This is a genomic window from Mesorhizobium loti R88b (assembly GCF_013170845.1).
GTDB classification, from domain to species: domain Bacteria; phylum Pseudomonadota; class Alphaproteobacteria; order Rhizobiales; family Rhizobiaceae; genus Mesorhizobium; species Mesorhizobium loti_B.
In genome coordinates this window covers 5900025-5919005 of record NZ_CP033367.1, presented here as the reverse complement: position 1 = coordinate 5919005, position 18981 = coordinate 5900025, and the positions used below count along the sequence as shown (strand labels likewise).

The 18981-nt window shown below is 62.9% G+C and carries 18 protein-coding genes; 5 read left to right on the top strand and 13 right to left on the bottom strand.

Annotation, left to right across the window (positions count from 1 at the left end; all coding sequences use genetic code 11):
- Position 1: 1 nt before the first annotated feature.
- The 5 genes from EB235_RS28980 to EB235_RS28960 form a co-directional block, all read right to left on the bottom strand.
- Positions 2-1123, bottom strand: coding sequence for a mandelate racemase/muconate lactonizing enzyme family protein (locus EB235_RS28980; protein ID WP_027033970.1), 1122 nt, complete (start codon positions 1121-1123; stop codon positions 2-4).
- Between the two features lie 5 nt (positions 1124-1128).
- Entirely contained in the window at positions 1129-2226 is a 1098-nt protein-coding gene (locus EB235_RS28975; RefSeq protein WP_027033971.1) for an ABC transporter ATP-binding protein, read from the bottom strand.
- A gap of 4 nt (positions 2227-2230) precedes the next feature.
- The gene (locus EB235_RS28970; RefSeq protein WP_027033972.1) at positions 2231-3097 is read right to left on the bottom strand and encodes a carbohydrate ABC transporter permease; all 867 of its coding nucleotides are present in this window, start codon (positions 3095-3097) and stop codon (positions 2231-2233) included.
- A complete protein-coding gene (locus tag EB235_RS28965; protein WP_027033973.1) occupies positions 3097-3993 on the bottom strand; it encodes a carbohydrate ABC transporter permease in 897 nt (298 codons plus the stop codon). The genes EB235_RS28970 and EB235_RS28965 overlap by 1 nt, the downstream gene beginning before the upstream one ends.
- A gap of 137 nt (positions 3994-4130) precedes the next feature.
- Entirely contained in the window at positions 4131-5450 is a 1320-nt protein-coding gene (locus EB235_RS28960; RefSeq protein ID WP_027033974.1) for an ABC transporter substrate-binding protein, read from the bottom strand.
- Between the two features lie 169 nt (positions 5451-5619).
- Between EB235_RS28960 and EB235_RS28955 the strand changes: the two genes are divergently transcribed.
- Positions 5620-6405, top strand: coding sequence for an IclR family transcriptional regulator (locus EB235_RS28955; RefSeq protein WP_027033975.1), 786 nt, complete (start codon positions 5620-5622; stop codon positions 6403-6405).
- A 65-nt stretch (positions 6406-6470) separates the two neighbouring features.
- A complete protein-coding gene (locus EB235_RS28950) occupies positions 6471-7310 on the top strand; it encodes an amidohydrolase family protein (RefSeq protein ID WP_027033976.1) in 840 nt (279 codons plus the stop codon).
- A 65-nt stretch (positions 7311-7375) separates the two neighbouring features.
- On the opposite strand, the gene EB235_RS28945 is transcribed toward EB235_RS28950, so the two are convergent.
- The 3 genes from EB235_RS28945 to EB235_RS28935 are packed head-to-tail and all read right to left on the bottom strand — an operon-like array spanning position 7376 to position 10250.
- On the bottom strand, positions 7376-8521 hold the full coding sequence (locus tag EB235_RS28945) for an extracellular solute-binding protein (RefSeq protein ID WP_032926054.1): 1146 nt from the start codon (positions 8519-8521) through the stop codon (positions 7376-7378).
- 14 nt (positions 8522-8535) lie between these two features.
- Positions 8536-9696: a CaiB/BaiF CoA transferase family protein gene (locus EB235_RS28940; protein WP_027033978.1), complete on the bottom strand. Its 1161-nt coding sequence runs from the start codon at positions 9694-9696 to the stop codon at positions 8536-8538.
- A gap of 2 nt (positions 9697-9698) precedes the next feature.
- Positions 9699-10250 (bottom strand): MaoC family dehydratase, encoded by a 552-nt coding sequence (locus tag EB235_RS28935; RefSeq protein ID WP_027033979.1) that lies wholly within the window; start codon positions 10248-10250, stop codon positions 9699-9701.
- A gap of 199 nt (positions 10251-10449) precedes the next feature.
- On the opposite strand from EB235_RS28935, the gene EB235_RS28930 reads away from it, so the two are divergent.
- Positions 10450-11556 (top strand): lactonase family protein, encoded by a 1107-nt coding sequence (locus EB235_RS28930; RefSeq protein ID WP_027033980.1) that lies wholly within the window; start codon positions 10450-10452, stop codon positions 11554-11556.
- A 48-nt stretch (positions 11557-11604) separates the two neighbouring features.
- On the opposite strand, the gene EB235_RS28925 is transcribed toward EB235_RS28930, so the two are convergent.
- The 3 genes from EB235_RS28925 to EB235_RS28915 all read right to left on the bottom strand — a co-directional run bounded on the left by EB235_RS28925 (position 11605) and on the right by EB235_RS28915 (position 14148).
- A complete protein-coding gene (locus tag EB235_RS28925) occupies positions 11605-12588 on the bottom strand; it encodes a Tim44 domain-containing protein (RefSeq protein WP_027033981.1) in 984 nt (327 codons plus the stop codon).
- A 63-nt stretch (positions 12589-12651) separates the two neighbouring features.
- Positions 12652-12945, bottom strand: a complete 294-nt coding sequence (locus tag EB235_RS28920; protein WP_027033982.1) for a zf-TFIIB domain-containing protein — start codon at positions 12943-12945, stop codon at positions 12652-12654.
- Between the two features lie 213 nt (positions 12946-13158).
- Entirely contained in the window at positions 13159-14148 is a 990-nt protein-coding gene (locus tag EB235_RS28915; RefSeq protein WP_027033983.1) for a zinc-dependent alcohol dehydrogenase family protein, read from the bottom strand.
- A gap of 100 nt (positions 14149-14248) precedes the next feature.
- Between EB235_RS28915 and EB235_RS28910 the strand changes: the two genes are divergently transcribed.
- Positions 14249-15151: a LysR family transcriptional regulator gene (locus EB235_RS28910; RefSeq protein WP_027033984.1), complete on the top strand. Its 903-nt coding sequence runs from the start codon at positions 14249-14251 to the stop codon at positions 15149-15151.
- A 187-nt stretch (positions 15152-15338) separates the two neighbouring features.
- Positions 15339-16985, top strand: coding sequence for an acetolactate synthase large subunit (locus EB235_RS28905; protein WP_027033985.1), 1647 nt, complete (start codon positions 15339-15341; stop codon positions 16983-16985).
- 44 nt (positions 16986-17029) lie between these two features.
- Here the strand turns inward: EB235_RS28905 and EB235_RS28900 are convergent, their stop codons facing one another.
- Together EB235_RS28900 and EB235_RS28895 are read right to left on the bottom strand one after the other, a co-directional pair.
- A complete protein-coding gene (locus tag EB235_RS28900) occupies positions 17030-18199 on the bottom strand; it encodes a substrate-binding protein (RefSeq protein WP_027033986.1) in 1170 nt (389 codons plus the stop codon).
- Positions 18200-18279: 80 nt separating this feature from the next.
- The gene (locus EB235_RS28895) at positions 18280-18981 is read right to left on the bottom strand and encodes an ABC transporter ATP-binding protein (RefSeq protein WP_027033987.1); all 702 of its coding nucleotides are present in this window, start codon (positions 18979-18981) and stop codon (positions 18280-18282) included.

The following is an 18981-nucleotide window of genomic DNA, read 5'->3' as shown; positions in this document are numbered from 1 at the left end:
ATCAGTTCCCCTGTTTGGTGATCGCCGTGGTGAATTCGGCGATGCTCATGGCCTTGACCGCGTCCCAGTCCCAATCGATGCCGAGGCCGGGCTCGTTTGGCGCAAGCGCATGCCCATCCTCGATGCGCATGTGCTTGCCGGTCAACGCATCGAGTTGCGGAATGTACTCGACATATCGGCCGTTCTGAACAGCGCAGGTCAGGCTGACATGCAGTTCCATCAGGAAATGCGGGCAGACCGGAATGTCGAAGGCCTCAGCCGCATGGGCGATCTTGAGCCAAGGCGTGATGCCGCCGATGCGGCCGACATCGACCTGCACGATCGAGCAGGCGCCTTTTTGCATGTATTCGCGAAAATGGCGGATGGAATAGAGCGACTCGCCGATGGCGATCGGCGTCGGCGTCGAGTTGGACAGCCTGATGTGCCCGTCGATGTCGTCGGCCGGCAGCGGCTCCTCGATCCAGGCGAGGTCGAGCTCGCGCAGCCTTGCCGCGCGCCGGATCGCCTCGTCGACCGAAAACCCCTGATTGGCGTCGGTCATGATCTCGTAGCCGTCACCGACAGCCTTGCGCACCGCCGACAGCCGCGCCAGATCCTCCGACCCATGCGGCCTGCCGATCTTCACCTTCGAGCCGCGAAAGCCCTCGGCCTTGGCCGCGAGCGCATCGTCGACCAGCGCCTGCGTCTCGATATGCAGCCAGCCGCCCTCGGTCGTGTAGAGCGGGCAGCGATCCTTGGCGCCGCCGGCCAGTTTCCACAGCGGCAGGTTCTGCTTCTTCGCCCTGAGATCCCAAAGTGCGGTGTCGATCGCGGCGATGGCGATGGCGGTGATCGCACCGATCGTGGTGGCATGCGTGGCGAATTCGAGATCGTGCCAGATCGCCTCGATCATGTCGGGGTCGCGGCCGATCAGGCGCGGCACCAGATGGTCCGACAAAAGCCGCATGACCGACGAGCCGCCAGTGCCGATCGTGTAGCTGTAGCCGGTGCCGACCGCGCCGTCGGAATCGGTGATGGTGACGATCGGCGTTTCCTGGCTGACGAAACTCTGGATGGCATCGGTGCGCTTGACCTTGGGCACAAGGTCCACCATCCGCAGTTCTATCTTTTCGATCTTGGCCATGTCGGTCAGCTCCGCAATGTCTTTCCGGTGTCGGTGGCAAACAGATGCGCCTGCGACATGTCGAGGCTCATGGCGACCCGCTCGCCCGATCTAAGCGGTCGTGGATTCAGCATGCGCGATACCCAATCCGTGCCGTTGAACTCGACGAACACCAGCGTCTCGTTGCCGAGGGGTTCGGTGACGGTAACCGGCAGCTCGATCTCATGGACGTCGGCCGCTCCGCCGGAACTGATGCCGTGGCCAGCCGGATAGATGTCATCCGGCCGCAGCCCGAACACGACCTTGTCGCCGGTCGCGACATTGGCTTTGAACTGCCCGGGCAGGGGCAATTTCTCGCCGCTGGAAAAGACCATCTGGCCGTCGTCTATCGTCGCCTCATGCAAATTCATCGGCGGCGAGCCGATGAAGCCGGCAACGAAGCGTGTCGCCGGCCGCCGAAAAACCTCGTCGGGCGTGCCGACCTGTTCGATGTGGCCGTCGCGCATGATGACGATGCGGTCTGCCAGCGTCATCGCCTCGACCTGGTCGTGGGTGACGTAGATCACCGTCGACTGCACCTTGGCATGCAGCTTCTTAATCTCGGTGCGCATCTGCGTTCTGAGCTTGGCGTCGAGATTCGAAAGCGGCTCATCGAACAGGAACACGTCGGGATCGCGCACGATGGCGCGGCCCATGGCGACGCGCTGGCGCTGGCCGCCGGAGAGTTGCGACGGGCGGCGGTCGAGCAGCGTGTCGAGGCCCAGAATGGCCGACGCTTCGGCGACGCGGCGGTCCATATCTTCCTTGGCGGCACCGGCGATCTTCAACGAGAAGCCGAGGTTTTCGCGTACCGTCATGTGCGGATAAAGCGCGTAGGACTGGAACACCATCGAGATGTTGCGCGAGCGCGGCGGCAGATCGTTGACGATGCGCCCGCCGATCTCGATCGAGCCGGCGCTGATCTCTTCCAGCCCGGCGATCATGCGCAAAGTCGTCGACTTGCCGCAGCCCGACGGGCCGACCAGGGCGATGAATTCGCGGTCGGCAATGTCGAGATCGATGCCATGCACGATCCCGATATTGCCATAGCGTTTGGTCAGTTTTTTGAGGGAAACCGTTGCCATGGGATCAGCCTTTCACCGCGCCGGAGGTCAGGCCGCCGACAAGGTGTTTCTGGACAATGAAGGTGAGGGTCAGCGCCGGGATGATCATCACCACCGCCAGGGCACACATGCCGCGCCAGTCGATGGTGAATTCGGCGGTGTAGTCGAGCAGGCCGACCGGCAGCGTCTTGGCGCTGACCGAACGCGTCAGTTGCGAGGCCAGCGCGAATTCGTTCCAGCAGGTCAGGAAGGCGAAGATCGCGGCCGACGCGATGCCTGGCCCGGCAAGCGGGAACTCGACCTGCCAGAACGCCTGCCAGCGCGTGCAGCCGTCGATCTGCGCGGCTTCGGCAAGGTCTTTCGGCACCTGACGGAAGAAGCCGTCGATCAGCCAGATGGTGAACGGCACGTTGAGCGCGACATAGGCCAGGATCAGCCCGAAATGCGTGTCGATGATGCCGAGCCGCACATAGAGGAAGAACAGCGGCAGCGACAGCGCTATGCCGGGCACCGTGCGCGTCAGCATCAGGCCGAGGAAGACGCTCGATTTGCCACGGAAGCGATAGCGCGCGAAGGCATAACCGCCGGCCATGCCGATGGCGACCGCGATCACCGTCGAGGTCACCGAGATGATCAGCGAGTTGCGGAAATATTCGATGACCGGGATGCCGCCCTTGCCGATGCCTGAGAACATCGAGACATAGGCGTCGAACGAGATCTCCTGCGGGATCCACACCGGCGGCTTGGCCATGATCTCGACGGTCGGCCGCAGTGACGAAATGACGATCCACAGGCCCGGCAGGCAGATGGTCAGCATCGCCAGGAACAGGCCGATGCGATAGACGATGCCGAGCAGCCGGCGCTTCAGGCGGGCGGAAGAATTCTCGTCCATCACCACTCCGCACCGATCTGCGTGCGCGCCGCGGCGAGCTTGTTGAAGAAATAGACGGTGAAGGCGATCGACAGCAGGATCGAGAAATAGGCCATGGCGTTGGCCATGCCCATACGTCCGTCGCTGTAGGCGGTGCGCGCCACCAGCGTCCACAGAAGCTCCGTACGCCCGGCCGGCCCGCCATCGGTCATGATCTTGACGATGTCATAGGCGCGCGCGACGTCGAGCGAGCGGATGGTCATGGCGATGTAGGCGAAGGGCATGACGAACGGCCACGTCACATAGCGGAATGTCTGCCACGGCGTACAGCCATCGACGCGTGCGGCCTCGATCGGCTCCTTGGGCATGGCGAGCAGGCCGGCGAGGATCAGGATGGCGAAGATCGCCGTAGACGACCAGATCTCGGCGATCGAAATGGCGATGAAGGCGAGATGGCCCTCGATCAGCCACGGAATGGCGTCCTGCGTGAGCCCTAGCGACTGCAGCGCGTTGTTCACCAGGCCGATATTGTCGTTGAACATGAACTTGAACTGGAAGCCGACGAGGATCGGCGAGAACATCATCGGAAACATCATCAGCGTGCGCAGGATGCGTTGGCCGCGCGTTGCCTTCTCGACCAGCATGGCAAGACCAAGGCCAAGCAGCATTTCGAGATTGAGCGCGATGGTCAGCAGCAGAACCGTGCGGCCGAAAGCCCACCAGAAATCGGTGTTGGCCAGGATCGACAGATAATTCCGGAAGCCGATGACGACATAGAATGTCTCGGGCTTGGTCAGACGGAAGGGCGTGAAGCTGGAATAGAGCGAGAGCAGCAGCGGCACGACGACAACCGCCGCCAGCACGATGAAGGCCGGAAGCAGCAGCAGGAACGGCGCCGATGGCTTGAAGCCCTTCATCAGAGTCCTTTGGGGTTTGCGTCCAAGTGTCAGCCGCCCGTTCGTGGAGCCCTAGCTGGGGTAAGGCTCGGGTCCGCACCGGCAAGCCGCGATCGCCTCCCCCATCATGATGGGGGAGGCAGCCTTGCGAGCGCTGGTTAGAGCTTGCCGGCGTCCTGGAGGATCTGCGTCGCCTTGGCGGCGGCTTCGTCCAGTGCCTGCTTCGAGGTCTTGTCGCCAAGGATCGCCGCCTGCAGTTCTGGATAGACGGCGTTCGAGATTTCGATCCATTCAGGCGTCTGCGGCACGGCGAAGGCGTGCTTGGCTTCTTCCTGGAAGGCGGAGAGAACCTCCTTCTTGTAAGGATCGTTTTCGGCCTGCTTCAGATCCCAATCCCAGACCGCGGTGCGGGTCGGCAGCGGGCCCGCGGCGGCCTCGAGCTTCTGGCTGTCCTCATTGGTCAGCCACCAGACGAGTGAAGCAGCAGCCTCCTTGTTCGGGCAGTTCTCGGTCACCGAGAAGCCGTGGAAGCCGGACCAGCCGGTGCGCTTGCCGGAAGAACCCTTCGGCGCGACTTTCACGCCGACATTGCCCGCGACCTTCGACGACTTCGGATCGTTGAAGAAGCCGGCCCAGCCCGGCCAGTCGAGGTTTATGGCGACGGTCCCCGAAGCAAAGCCTTGGCCGAGATCGTCCCAGAGGTAATTGGTGGTTCCGGCCGGCACGGCCTTGGCCTTGTAGAGGTTGACGAACCAGTCGAGTGCCCGGATGCCGGCCTCGGAGTTGAAGACGGGCTTGCCGTCCTTGTCGAGATACTCGCCACCCTCGGCGACCACCATTTCGTAGAAACGGCCGTTGATCGCCTCTTCCTTGCCGGCGAACTGCGTTCCGTAGAAATTGGGTGGGTTGGCGAAGAACTCGGCCTGGTCGGTGACTTCCTTCCAGGTGTCCGGCGGCACCAGGTCATAGCCGTATTTCGCCTTGAACTTGGTCTTGTTGTCGGCGTTCTCGTAGAGGCTCTTCTGGTAGTAGAGCGCCGAGACGTCGAACTGCGCGCGCGGCAGCATTTCCAGCTTGCCGTCGATGGTCGCGGCCTTGATCGTCGACGGCACGAAGGCGTCGATCTCTTCCTTGGGCAGCAATTTGCTGAGGTCGGTGTAGAGGCCGGTGTATTGCGGCGCGAACGACGAATGGTTCCAGCCGACGCACCAGTTGGTGCTGCCCGAAGCGATGTCGGACTTGAGCTCCTTGTCGATGTCGAAGCCATTTTTCTTGGTCAGGATGTTGACCTTGGCGCCGGTCGCCTTCTCCCATTCGGGAATGCGCTCGTAGAGCTTTTCATATTGTTGGCCGCCGATCAGTTTCACGTCGACGGTCACGCCTTCGAACTTGCCGGGCAGGTCGCCGGCAAGGGCCGTGCCTGCACCGAATGCAAGCAACAATGCGCCGGCGGACACGCCGGAAAGCAGTCTGTTCATTGGTATCCTCCCTTGGTGCGCCTTGGCAGGCGACCGCAACTCGTCTGATGACAAGAAGTGCTACATTCATATACAAACAAAACATTCATGGATACGTCAAGGCGAAATTTGTTTCCGCCGGCTGCGTTCCTGCGTATATGAAGGGCAGAATTCACTGGAGAGATGGCCCATGGATGACAGCGAAGACGAGCGCTACCGCGCGCCGGCGCTCGACAAGGGGCTCGACATCCTTGAGCTACTGGCGGGCGTCGACGGTGGCCTTACCCAGGCCGAAATCGCCAAGAAACTCGACCGCAGCCCCAATGAATTCTACCGCATGCTCGACCGGCTGGTGCGACGCGGCTATGTCACGCGGCTCGACGGCGACCGCTACTCGCTGACGCTGAAACTGTTCGGCCTTGCGCAACTGCACGCTCCGGTGCGGCGGCTGGTCTCCTATGCAACGCCGCTGATGCGGGAACTGGCCGAGACCTCGCAGCAGGCCAACCAACTCGTTGTTTTTGATCGCGGTTCCGCCGTCGTCATCGCCCAGCAGGAGGCGCCGGACTATTGGGGAATCTCGATCCGGGTCGGCTCGCACATCAGCCTGTTCGACACCGGATCTGGCCATGTGCTGCTCGCCTTCCGCTCGCAGGAAGAGCGGCAGATGATGATTTCCGAATACGTCCGCAGCACCGACAAGACGCCGCAGTCGGCGGAGTTCTTCACCCGGCTCGACCAGATCCGCGACCGCGGCTATGAGATGATGGCCTCGATGCAGACCGCCGGCGTCTTCAATCTCTCGGCACCGGTGCGCAGTTCCGATGGCAAGGCGATCGCCGCGCTGTCGATCCCCTACATCACCGTCATCAACACGCCTGCCGCACCCGACATAACTCGGACCATCGAGCTGTTGCTGGCAACGTGCGAGAAGCTGTCGCACCTGGCAGGCTCGACTGTCGGTTCATCGGCATAAATTCTTATTTGAATGAAGAATTCCTCCGTGAGATGATTTGAAAAAGCCGGAGGAGGAGCCTCGCCATGATCATCGACACTCATCTACATCTCATCGATCGCTCTGCCTTGCGCTATCCCTGGCTAACCGGCGTGCCAGCGCTCAACCGCGATTTCTCCTATGAGGAATATGCCACCGAGGCGCGGCGTGTCGGCGTTGAGCGCGTGCTGCATATGGAGGTCGATGTCGATCCTGCCGACATCGAAGCCGAGACAGCTCGTGTCGAAGGATTGTCGCGGCAACCCGGCAGCATGCTGGCTGGTGTGATCGCATCCTGCCGGCCGGAAGAGGCTGATTTCGCCGCCTATCTCGAACGCCAACAGACCAACCCTTTCGTCAAAGGCTTCCGCCGCGTGCTCCACGTTGTGCCGGACGATCTCTCGGAAAGTGCGCTGTTTCGTGACAACATCAAGCGCCTCGGCGGCACCGGCCTGACCTTTGATCTCGTCGTGCTGCCGCACCAGATCCCCAAGGCGATCGCGCTTGCAGACCTGGCGCCCGACGTTCAGTTCGTCCTTGACCATTGCGGCGTGCCCGACATTAAGGGCAATGACGAACACCCTTGGCGCGAGCACATGAGCGAGATCGCCCGGCGCCCAAATGTGATCGCCAAGATTTCCGGTGTCGTCGCTTACGCCGATGCCGGCAACTGGACGGTCGAGACACTACGACCCTATGTCGAACACTCAATCGCTGCGTTCGGCTGGGACCGTGTCGTCTGGGGCAGCGACTGGCCGGTCTGCACGCTCGGCGGCGGCCTCTCGACCTGGGTGGCGGCGACCCATGCGCTGCTTTCAGGCTGTAGCGCAGAGGAGCGCGAGGGCTTGTTGTCTGGCAATGCCCGCAAGCTGTGGCGGCTGAAATAGTTGGATTTGCATCAGCGTCTCGCCGCGGCGTGGCCTGCGGAAGTTTCTCCTCCATTCGGTTTCGTTCAGGCTCCTCCACCGGCAGCGCCGGACACCTGTGTGGGAGAACTCTCCTGGAACAGGTGATTGAGATCGGCAACCACCTCTGCGGCTTTATGCCCGGAGGTCATGCCTGAAATTATGCGGTCGGACGCCGCCTGCTGGAACGCCATGTAGCCGTCATGGCGCGGCCGCACCCATGCGCCATCCAGCGTCGCGCGCGTGTTGCGATAGAAATTGCCGGTCGCTTCATTGACCGCCTGGTCTTCCCAGGCCGCCGCATGGCCGGGCTGTCCGCCGGCGGCGGCATAAGGACCGCGCTGGATATCGCCGTTGGCGACCCAGTAGGCAAAATCGATCGCCGCTTCTCTGGCTTTGGAAAAGGCCGACACCGCTATGCCGGTGCCACCGAGCGCCGAACCGATCGGGCCGTTGGAGCCGGCGATCGGGATGTCGGCGAAGGCCAGCCGGTGCGCGCGAAATCCTGATATCGCATAGGAGACATAGCCATAGATCAGCGGCGCGCAGACGATCCGGGAACTGGCCTCCGCCATACGCTCCGAAACCGCGATCGGGTCCATCTCGAAACACGCCGGGTCGACCAATGCCGCGATCTCGCTCATCATCTCGAAGACTCCTCTGCCGGCGTCGGCATCGATGAGATCGCGGCACGGATCGGTGGCGCAGGGATGACCAAAATTACCGGCCAGTGTGTAGAACACCATCAACGAGTGAGGCGGCAGCAACGGCAACAGCACGCGCCCTTGGCGGGCGAGATCGAGCACATCGCTCCAGCGTGCCGGCGGTGTCTCTAGCGCATCTGGGCGCCACGCCAAAACTTGGCTGGCCGCATCGATCGGGAAAGCCCATTGCTGCCCTTGCCAGTTATAGCTCGGATAGGACTGGCCGACGCTGCCCGAGGCAAGGGCTGCGCGCTCCGCCTCGCGGCCGGCAACATCCAGCGGCGCGAGGCAACGTTCGGCCGTGATCTGGCCGACATGCGGATGGTCGATGACGATGAGGTCGTAGGCGCGCGCCAGTTCCTCGACCGGGAAGGATTCAAAATCCTGCAACGAGCGCTTGTCCCATTCGATGGCGACGCCGGTCTTCTGCTGCCAGAAGGACGAGCAGGCGACGATCGGATCGTAGCCGCGCGGATGGGTCCAGGTCATGCCTTTGAGCGTAGTCACAGGCCGAACTCCGCGCGGATCGCGGCACTGTGTTCGCCGATGCGCGGTGCCGCCCGATCGACCTTGGCTCTGATGCCATCGACCCTCAGCGGCGAACTCGTGGTGAGGATCGAGACGTCATCTTCCCGCGTCACCGTCTGCAGCATGTCGAGCGACTGAAAGCCTTCGCTGGCCAGCATCTCCGGCCAGGTCAGCACCTTGGCGCACCAGATGTCGGCGGGCTCCAGAATGGCCAGCCACTCGTCGATGGTTTTCGTCGCAATCCTCTGCGCGATGATCGCCTTGATGTCGTCGCGCGCGGTGAACCACGATGCCGGTTTGTCGCGATAAGGCGCCAGCTCGCTGAGCGACAGCAGGTCGGCGAGTTTGGGGATCGGCGTCATGGCGATGGCGAGATAGCCGTCATTGGCCGGATAGACGCCGTAAGGCGCGGAGAGATAGGCATGTGCGCTGCGGAAGCTGGAGCGCCTGGGCAAGCGTCGGCCATCGTTGAGATGCGTCGTCAGCACCTCGAACTGGAAATCGATCAGCGCTTCCAAAAGGCTGGTCTCGATATGGCTGCCTTGGGCGGTGATGCCGCGCCGCACGAGCGCCGCCAGAATGCCTTGCGCGCAGGCCGCACCCGCCAGCATGTCGCCGATGGCCAGCCCGAACGGCACCGGCCCCTGGTCCTCGTCGCCATTCAGCCACATCACGCCCGAGCGCGACTGCGCCAGAAGGTCCTGGCCGGGCCGCTTGACCCATGGGCCCTCTTCGCCGTAGCCGCTGATCGACGCATAGACGAGGCGTGGGTTGATCTTGCGCACCGCCTCATAGTCGAGGCCGAGGCGCTCGATGACACCTGGCCGGAAATTCTGGATCAGCACATCGGCCTTGGCCAGCAGTCCGCGCAAAGCCTTGAGATCGGCGTCGTTCTTGAGGTCGATGGCAAGACTTTCCTTGGCCCGGTTGATGGCGTGAAAGATGGTGGAATCGCCGCCGATCTCGGTGTCGCTGAGATAGAGCCGGCGCGACAGGTCGCCGCCGTCCGGACGCTCGATCTTGATGACGCGGGCGCCGAGATCGAGCAGTCTCAGCGAGCAATAGGGCCCGGACAGGAACTGGCTCATGTCGACGACGGTGAGGCCGGCAAGCGGCAATTCGGCTGCGGCCGGCATCCTCATTTCTCCGTCTTGCCGACGTAATCGGCCGGGTTGCGATACTTCACCGTCTGCAGATGCTCGCAATACAAAACGAGCTCGCCTTCGCCCTTGAATACCTCATAGCTGGCGCGGATCAGCCCCATCTCCTTGTAGCGGGGCTTCTTGTCGAGGTTGGAGCGAATCGAATAGATCGTGTCGCCGATGAAGACGGGCTTTATGAAGCGAAGCTTGTCGTAGCCATAGGAAAACGCGTTGACGCAGTTGGTGGCGACCAGCCCCAGCCCCGCCGAAAAGACGAACGCGCCGGCGATCAGCCTTTTACCGAAAATGCCTTCGCTCTCGGCAAACATCTGGTCCTGCACATAGGGGTGAATGTCCAGCACCAGCGTGTTGAACAGATGGCTATCGCCCTCTGCCATGGTGCGCCGCAACGAGCGGATTTTCTGGCCGACCGGCCAGTCCTCATAGAACCAGTTCTCGGCATTCCACACCGGCAACGCGGCATGATCTTCGGGCATGTTTTTGGGATACGTCGAGGCGACGCCGACAGTGGGGGCGAAGTCGTTCATGGCTGGCTCCGGCAGTCTCGCAGAATATTCCGGGCAGCCGTCTGAACACGCCTCGTAGCGCCTGACTGCACGATGTCTCCTCCTGTCAATCTTCTTTTGTAAATAGTATTTTCACATATGGGGTTGCGTTGCAAGCGAGGACAGGTGAAATTTTGGCCCAATCCAGGCGCCGAAGCGCCGGCGGGCAGGGGAGGAAATCATGCGCAGCGTCTGGAATGCTTGTCTGGTGTTTGTCGGCAGCGTGAACCGGGAGGCGCCTTATTTTCAGGGCGCCCGAGGTGTCGGTCTTGGCGTCTACAGTTTCGATGAACGAACGCTGACCGTCCAGAAGCTGGCCGAGACCAACGACGTCGACAATCCGACTTTTCTGTCGGTCACCCCGGATGGGTCGCGGCTCTATGCCAATTCGGAGGTGTCGACCTGGCGGGAGGGAACGGTTTCCGCCTACGGCTTCGATCGAGCCTCGAACAGGCTAAGCTATCTGAACAAGCAGCCATCGCTGGGCAGCATCACCGCGCACAACACCATCACCCGTGACGGGACAAAACTTCTGGTTGCCAACTACGGCGCCGGGGAGGGCGGTCCGGATCGGGCCGTTGCGGTCTATGTTTTTGACAAGGACGGCGCACTGTCGCCGCCTGTGGCCAGCGTCTCTCACAAAGGCACTGGTCCTAACGCGGCGCGGCAGGAGCGCTCGCATGCTCACAGCGTCACCGAAACCATTGCCGGCGGAATGGCAATCGTCGCCGACCTTGGCATCGACCGGCTGGTGTCGTATCGGATCGGGCGGGATGGCAGCCTGACGAAATTGGCGGAATCCGCACTGCCGCCTGGCGCGGGCCCGCGTCATATCGCTCTGCACCCAAACGGACGCTTCGTCTTTGTCATGAACGAGCTGGATTCGACAATTGTGTCGATGGCGCTCGATGAAGCCACCGGCAGGCTTTCCCTCATCGATGTCAAGCCGGCAGTGCCGGAAGAGGCACGCGAGACCAACCACGGCTCCGATATCCAGATTTCCCCGGACGGTCGTTTTGTCTACGGCGGCAACCGGGGCCACGACAGCGTCGTCATCATGGCGGTCGATCAGGAGACTGGTGCTTTGAGCCTTGTCGGCCATATCCCATGTGGCGGTGCGACGCCGCGAAATCTGGCGCTGACGCCGTCCGGTGGCCATTTGTTCTCCGCCAACCAGAATGCCGACCGCATCTCGATCTTCGCCCGCGACGCGGCAAGCGGCCTGCTGACCGACACCGGCCGGGCCATTGAGGTTGGCACGCCGATGTGCGTCAAGATCGTACAGTGATTGCCGGCAATCATTGTCGTCAGAGCGGCGGGTCGATACCGCTTGGTGTCAAGCCTGTTGGATTGCCGAGAGCTTCCAGTTCGAGCCATTCTGACGCGTGAATGTCCACAGCTCGGTCGTCTCGGTCGGATGATCCTCGTCACCCTCGACGACCTTGCCGCTGGCCCGCTCGCGCGTCACGTCGCGGGACTCGTAGCGCAATGCGGCCGTGGCGAAATCGCGGTCATCCTCGCGCCAGCTTTCCGCGACATCGGCCTGCAGCAAGGTGATATCAGAGACCTCGTTCCTGAGGCCTTTCTGGGCATTGTCGGCCAGCTCTTCCGAGAGATAGGACACCATTTCGGGCGTTGTCGCCCGGCGCAGCGCGGCATGGTCTTCGCGCCCGAATGCTTCCTGCACATCGGTCAACAATTGCTGGAACGCGTCGAGGTCGGTTTGGGCCAGTGTGATCTCCTCGGAGGCGACGGCCGAAGAACCCCCGGCCGAACCGCCGCCAAAGCCGGGAATCGTGAACGGACGTGCGGTGTCCGCATCGCTCGCGCGGTTCTCAAACCGCGAAGCCTGGCCATTGCCGGCACCGGCGAGCGCGGGGGCAGGGCCACGCGCGGATTGCGACCGGAAGAAACGGATGGCCAGCATGATCGCGCCACCGATGAGCAAGGCCTGAAGCAGGAAGCCGAACATGCCGGCCAGGCCGCCGAAGCCTTGGCCCAGCAGCAGCCCGATCAGGCCGCCGATCAGCAGGCCGCGCATCATCGTTCCACCGAAGCCGCTCATGAAGCCTGGCCTCTGCGGGCCGGCCTGCGGCTGCCGGGCGGCATTGTTCACTCCGGTGCTGGGCGTCATCGAACGCTCGACCGGAGCGGTCGGCGCTGGCGCGGTCCTGGTCGGCGGTGCCGACTGGAACGTGCGCGTGCCGCGACTGCCGAAACTGCCGCCGCGCCGAGCCTCGGCATGATCGATCGCGACCATGGAGAATGCCAGGAACAGTCCTGCAAAGAGGGTTGCAAATCGGCTTGTGCGAGACATCATCGGAGATGAACCTTTGTCGATGTGGTTTTTAGAAATGTTCGGCAGGCGCCTGGCGTCCTGCGGTCAATCGAACAATTCTTCGAAGAATGATTTCTTCCGTTTGGGATAGCGGTGGCCCTGCGAGCGGGAATAATCGTCGTCGCGGCCGTGTTGCGGCTGCGAGAACGCTGCCGGGTGTGGCTGCGCCGCAGGCGCCGCCTCCCTGCCGGAGCGCTCGACGATCTTGTCGAGTTCGCCTCGATCAAGCCAGACGCCGCGGCACTGCGGACAATAGTCGATTTCGATACCCTGGCGTTCGCTCATTGTGAGCGCGACGCGGCAGGAGGGGCAAACCAGGCCAAGCAGGGAAGATGTCATACGGGGCTCCAACCGAAAGAAATGAGCCCGCCTGACCAAAAAGAATGGAAACGGGCCCGTTAAAGCGGTCCGACATCACAATCACCAGAAGCGATCGTCAGAGGGGCCCGGCCCGCACCGGACAGTTAGGAATGCAGAGCCGTGCCTTCAAGAGCAGTATTGCCGCGAACAATGATTTGTTCGAGTTGCGTCGCTCAGATCGTCACCACGATCTCAGATCGTCACTACGATCTTGCCGAACTGCTCGTTCGATTCGAGATAGCGATGCGCTTCGACAATCTGGTCGAAGGCAAAGGTCCGGTCGATGATCGGCCTCAGCGTGCCCGTCTCCAGGCCTCCGAGGATGAATGCCTTGGCGGCCTCCAGCTTCACCGGATCGCCGGTGATCTCGTGGACGAGGTAGCCACGTAACGTCAGCGTCTTGCCCAACACGGCAGGCAGGGGGAACGGCGTCGGCTCGCTGCTGAGGCCGCCATATTCGATCAGAATGCCGCCCTTTGACATCGCGGCCGTCAGCGGCTCGAAGATCGGACCGCCGATTGCATCGAGCACGACCCGCACTCCGTCCTGTCCAGCGATCTCGTTCAGCCGCACGGCAAGACTCTCTTCGGCGAGGACCACGACTTCAGCCGCACCGGCATCGAGCAGGGCCTGCTTTTTGGCCGATGTCCGTGTCACCGCGATCGCTGTCGCGCCGACGCTGTCGGCGGTCTGGATCGCCGCGAGCCCGACACTGCTTGAGGCCGCTGTAATGACGACGACATCTCCACGGCCCAGTTTTGCGATGTCGATCAGCGCGCCGTAGGCGGTGAGATATTGCATCCAGACGGCGGCCCCTGTCTGCCAGTCGAGCGACTGCGGATGCTTGACGACGAGTCCGGCGGGATAGGTGATCAATTCGCCATAGGCTGGCCAGCGAACCATCGATTGCGGCGGGATAATGCTGACCGCGTCGCCGGGCGTGAAATCCTTCACGCCTGTACCGACCGCCTCGACGATGCCCGCTGCTTCCAGGCCAAGCCCGGACGGCAGTGTCGGCGTCTCGATATAAATGCCCTCGCGCAACAACGCCTCGGCGCGATTGAGGCCGAGCGCCTTGACGCGGATCTGCACCTCGCCCGGACCCGGTGGGGGGAGGTTTACATCCTCGATGCGCAGAACCTCGGGGCCACCATGCTGGTGGAAGCGGACAATACGGGACATTCGGGACACTCCAAATTATCTGAACCGAATGAGCTATGCAGCCAAGGTTTGCAGGGATAAATGGTTATATAGGCAAGGAAGTAGAAACCAGGAGTTCCGAATGGATCGGCTCGAGAGCATGGCCGTGTTCCTCAAAGCGGTCGACCTTGGCTCGTTCGCGGCCGCGGCGGTCGCGCTCGATCTGTCCGGGCCGATGGTCGGCAAGCATGTCCGCTTTCTCGAGGAGCGGCTGGGCGTGCGTCTCATCAACCGCACCACGCGCCGCCAGAGCCTGACCGATTTCGGCCGTGCCTATTATGAACGCTGCAGGGTCGTGCTGGCCGAGGCCGAGGCAGCCGATGCGCTCGCCGCCGACCAGCTGTCCGAACCGCGCGGGAAACTGCGCGTCACCATGCCGGCGCATTTCGGCCGCCACTGCGTTACTCCCGTGCTGCTAAAGCTCGCGCGGCAATATCCGATGCTGGAACTCGATTTGTCGCTCAGCGACCGTTTCGCCGATCTCGCCGAGGATGGCTTCGACCTCGCCATCCGAACCGGTGAATTGGACGACAAGGCCGGCGTGATCGCGCGCCGCGTTGCGCGCCAGGACATGATTGTCTGTGCCGCGCCTGCCTATCTCAAAAATCATGGCGAGCCCCGGCGGACCGAAGACCTCGCCGACCATCAGGCCATCGTCTATCGCCGGCTCGGCCAGATCGTTCAGCCGTGGCTGTTCGTGCGTGAAGGGCAACCAGCGCAGGAGATCATGCCCGGCGGTCGGCTGCGGCTCGACGATCTCGATGCCATCGCCGACGCAGCGGTCGAAGGCATGGGACTGGCGTGGCTGCCCTGGTGGCTGGTTCGCGAGCGCATTCAAGCCGGCGCCTTGGTGGCGCTGTTGCCGGGCCAGCCGCATTATCCCTACGACTGTCACGCGCTTTGGCTGCAAACGCCGCATCTGCCGCGCAAGGTGCGGCTGGCTGTCGACGCGCTGGCGGCAGCCTTGCCGAAACTGATGGCCTGATCACCGGCACGCGCGGCGCCCCGGCCAGCCAGTGGTCGGCGCCGGCGCAGCTCTTTGCGTCGCCCATGGCGGCGGGCTGCAACACGCGCCTTTGACCTGGCGTCGAAGACTGCCTCTTTGAGGTGTCGCATTCCGGTGCCATATGAAGGTGGCCGAAGGAATGTACGCATTGCAGGAGAGACGGTTGATGACCAAAGGTTCGGATCTGTTCGTGGCGGCCCTGGAGAATGAGGGGGTCGACCGGATCTTCGGCATTCCGGGCGAGGAAAATCTCGACATCGTCGAATCGATCCGCCGCTCGTCGATCCAGCTGATCCTGACCCGCCACGAGCAGGCGGCCGCCTTCATGGCCGCCACCTATGGCAGGCTCACCGGCAAGGCAGGCGTGTGCATCACCACGCTTGGCCCCGGCGCGCTCAATCTGACCACCGGCTCGGCCTATGCGTTGCTCGGCGCGATGCCGATGATCATGATCACCGGCCAGAAAGGCATCCTGTCATCGCGGCAGGCGCGATTCCAGATCGTCGATATCGTCGCGGCGATGAAGCCGCTGACCAAGCTTTCGCGCCAGATCGTCTCGCCGAAGATGATCCCCTCGCTGGTGCGCGAAGCCTTCCGCGTTGCCCAGGAGGAGCGTCCCGGCCCCGTGCATTTGGAACTGCCCGAAGACATCGCGGCGGCGGAGTGCGAACCGGTGGCACTGGTGCCGACGCACCCGGTCGAGCTGCCGCTGGCGAGCCCAGGCGCGCTTGATCGCGCCGCCCGCATGATCCTGGAAGCCAAGCGTCCGCTGCTGATGTTCGGCGCGGCGGCGTCGCGGCCGCGCGTGACCCCCGATGTCGCGCAGTTCGTGCTGCGCACCCAAATTCCCTATTTCACCACGCAGATGGGCAAGGGCACCGTGCCCGGCGGCACCGAGCTCTACATGGGAACGGCGGCGCTTTCGGAGCGCGACTATGTGCACGAGGCGATCGAGCAAGCCGATCTGATCATCACCATCGGCCATGACACGGTCGAGAAACCGCCCTTCATCATGGGCGCCAACGGGCCGAAGGTCATCCATGTCGGTTACCACTCAGCTGACGTCGAGCAGGTCTATTTCCCGCAGGCCGAGATCGTCGGCGACCTCGGCCCTTCGCTGGCGCTGCTGGCCGACCGCATCGAGGGCAAGATTCCCAATGCGCAGACCCTGCTGCCGCTCAGGGAAGGCATTTTGAGCCGGATCGCCGCGCGCGCCACCGAAGACCGCTTTACGCCGCAGCGCATCGTGCATGACGTGCGCGCCATCATGCCGGCGGATGGGATCCTCGCCCTCGACAACGGCATGTACAAGATCTGGTTCGCGCGCAACTACCGCACGCGGATGGCAAACACGCTGCTGCTCGACAATGCGCTGGCCACCATGGGCGCTGGCCTGCCGTCGGCGATGATGGCGGCGCTGCTCTATCCCAAGCGCCGCGTCATGGCCATTTGCGGCGACGGCGGCTTCATGATGAACAGCCAGGAACTGGAGACCGCCGTCAGGCTCAAGCTCAACCTTGTCGTGCTGCTGCTCGAAGACCACGCTTATGGCATGATCCGCTGGAAACAGGCGGTCGACGAATTCCCGGATTTCGGCATGACCTTTGGCAATCCCGATTTCGTCAAATACGCCGAGGCCTATGGCGCCAAGGGAACCAGGGTTGCGGAGATCGCCGACTTGCGGCCGGCGCTGGAACAGGCTTTTGCCGGCGGCGGCGTGCATCTCGTCGTGGTGCCCATCGACTATTCCGAAAACACCAGGGTGCTCGTCGACGAATTGCGCGAGCGGCTGCCGGCGCCGCGGACGCCCTGACGGCGGCGGCAAAGCCGCCGTCAGGATCGTTTGGGCGTAAGACCCTACACCTTGCAGTAAGGCGTGACCGGCGCGATGGTGCCGAAATCCTTGACGATCTCGTAGCTGATGCCGTCCGCCGCCGCCTTGCCGACATAGGAATGGCAGAGCGTGTGATTGTTGCTGGCATCGACGCGGATCTTGCCTTGCGGCGCGTCGAACTCGATCGTCGGCAGCGCCTTGAGCACATCGTCGTCCTTCACCGACCCGGCCTTCTCGGCAGCCAGCGCATAGAGATGCAGGCCGTTATAGCCCGCCTCGCCAATGCCGTTGACCATCTTCTCCTGGCCGAATTTTTCGCGGAAGCTCGAGATGAACTTCTTGTTGACCGGATTGTCGAGGGCCATCCAGTAGGGCTGCGGCGCGTAGGTGCCGGCGGCGACGCCGGGCGGCAGCGCATCCTTGTTGAAGACTTCGTCGAGCGGCGCGATCAGCGGCTGCTTGATGTCGAAAGAACGATACTGCTTGAGCTGGGTGACGGCGTCGTTGCCGACCACCATCGACCAGACGACGTCGGGCTTCAGCGACTTGATCTTCTGGAAGGCGGGGCCGAAATCGGTGGTGCCGAACGGATAGTAGTCGGCGCCGATGATCTTGCCGCCGGCCTTCTCATAGGCTGCCGTGATCGCCTCGGTCATCTTCTGCGGCCAGGCATAGTCGGAGGCCATGACATAGATGGTCTTGCCGAGGTTCTCGGCCACCCACGGCATCATCGGGTCGACCTGCTGCATCGGGATCGGACCGGTGGCGACAAAATAGCGGTTGCATTCGCCGCCCTCGAAATTGGTCGGGTAGAAGAAAAGCTTCTTGGCCTTCGAGGTCACCGACAATGTCGCGCTTCGTTCGGGCGAAATGATCGTGCCCATGACCACGTCGACCTTGTCTTCGTTGATGAGCTTGCGCGCCTTGTCGATGGCGCCCTTGGTCGTCGTCTGGTTGTCTTCGATGAACAATTCGACCTGGCGCCCGCCAATGCCGTTGGCAGCGTTGAGTTCGGCGGCGGCGAGCTTGTAGCAATTGAGCAGCGTCTCGCCGAGGATCGCCTGCAGCCCGGTGATCGGGATCGACAGGCCGACCTTGACGGTGTCGGCGGCGCGCAAGATCGACGGTGCGCCGACCATGGCAAAGGCAGCGGCAGCGCCGCCGGATTTCAGGATCGTTCTTCTGCTTATCATTGTTATGTTCCCTTCCAGTCCAGGCGCGCCCCATGCACGCCTTACAAGTCAAAAAGCTCCCAGGCGCGCTTCAGGCGCGCCTATAGGGCCAACAGGTCCTTCAGCAGGGTCTCGTCGGCGAATGCTTCCGGCGTGCCCTCGTGTACGATCCTGCCCTTTTCCATCACCAGGCAGCGGTCCGCCGCCTTGAGAACGAGATCGAGATTCTGCTCGACCAGAACGATCGCGATGCCGCGCTCCCGGGCGATGCGCGGCACCAGCTCGGCGATCGACTGCACGATGTTCGGCTGGATGCCTTCCGAAGGCTCGTCGAGCAGCAGCACCGAGGGCAGGCCGCACAGCGCGCGACCGATCGCCAGCATCTGCTGCTGGCCGCCCGAAAGTGTGCCGGCGACCTGCGCTTCGCGTTCGCGCAGGATTGGGAAATAGCCGAAGATATCGTCGGGAATGCCGCCGTCGCCGCGATCCCGGGCGGCACGGGTGCCGACTTCGAGGTTTTGCCGCACGGTCAGCTGGTTGAAGATGCCGCGCCCCTGCGGCACATGCGCGATGCCCGCCCGCGCCCGGCGGAAGGCCGGTGCGTTGGTAAGATCCTGATCGCCGAGAACCACTGCACCACCGCTCGCCTTCAGGCCGCCGGCGATGACGCGCAGCAGCGTCGTCTTGCCGGCGCCGTTGCGGCCGAGCAAGCCGACAATTTCGCCTGATGCCACGCTAAGGTCGATGCCGTTCAGCACCGGGAGCAGGCCGTAGCCGGCCGAGACGGCAAGTGTCCGCAGCAT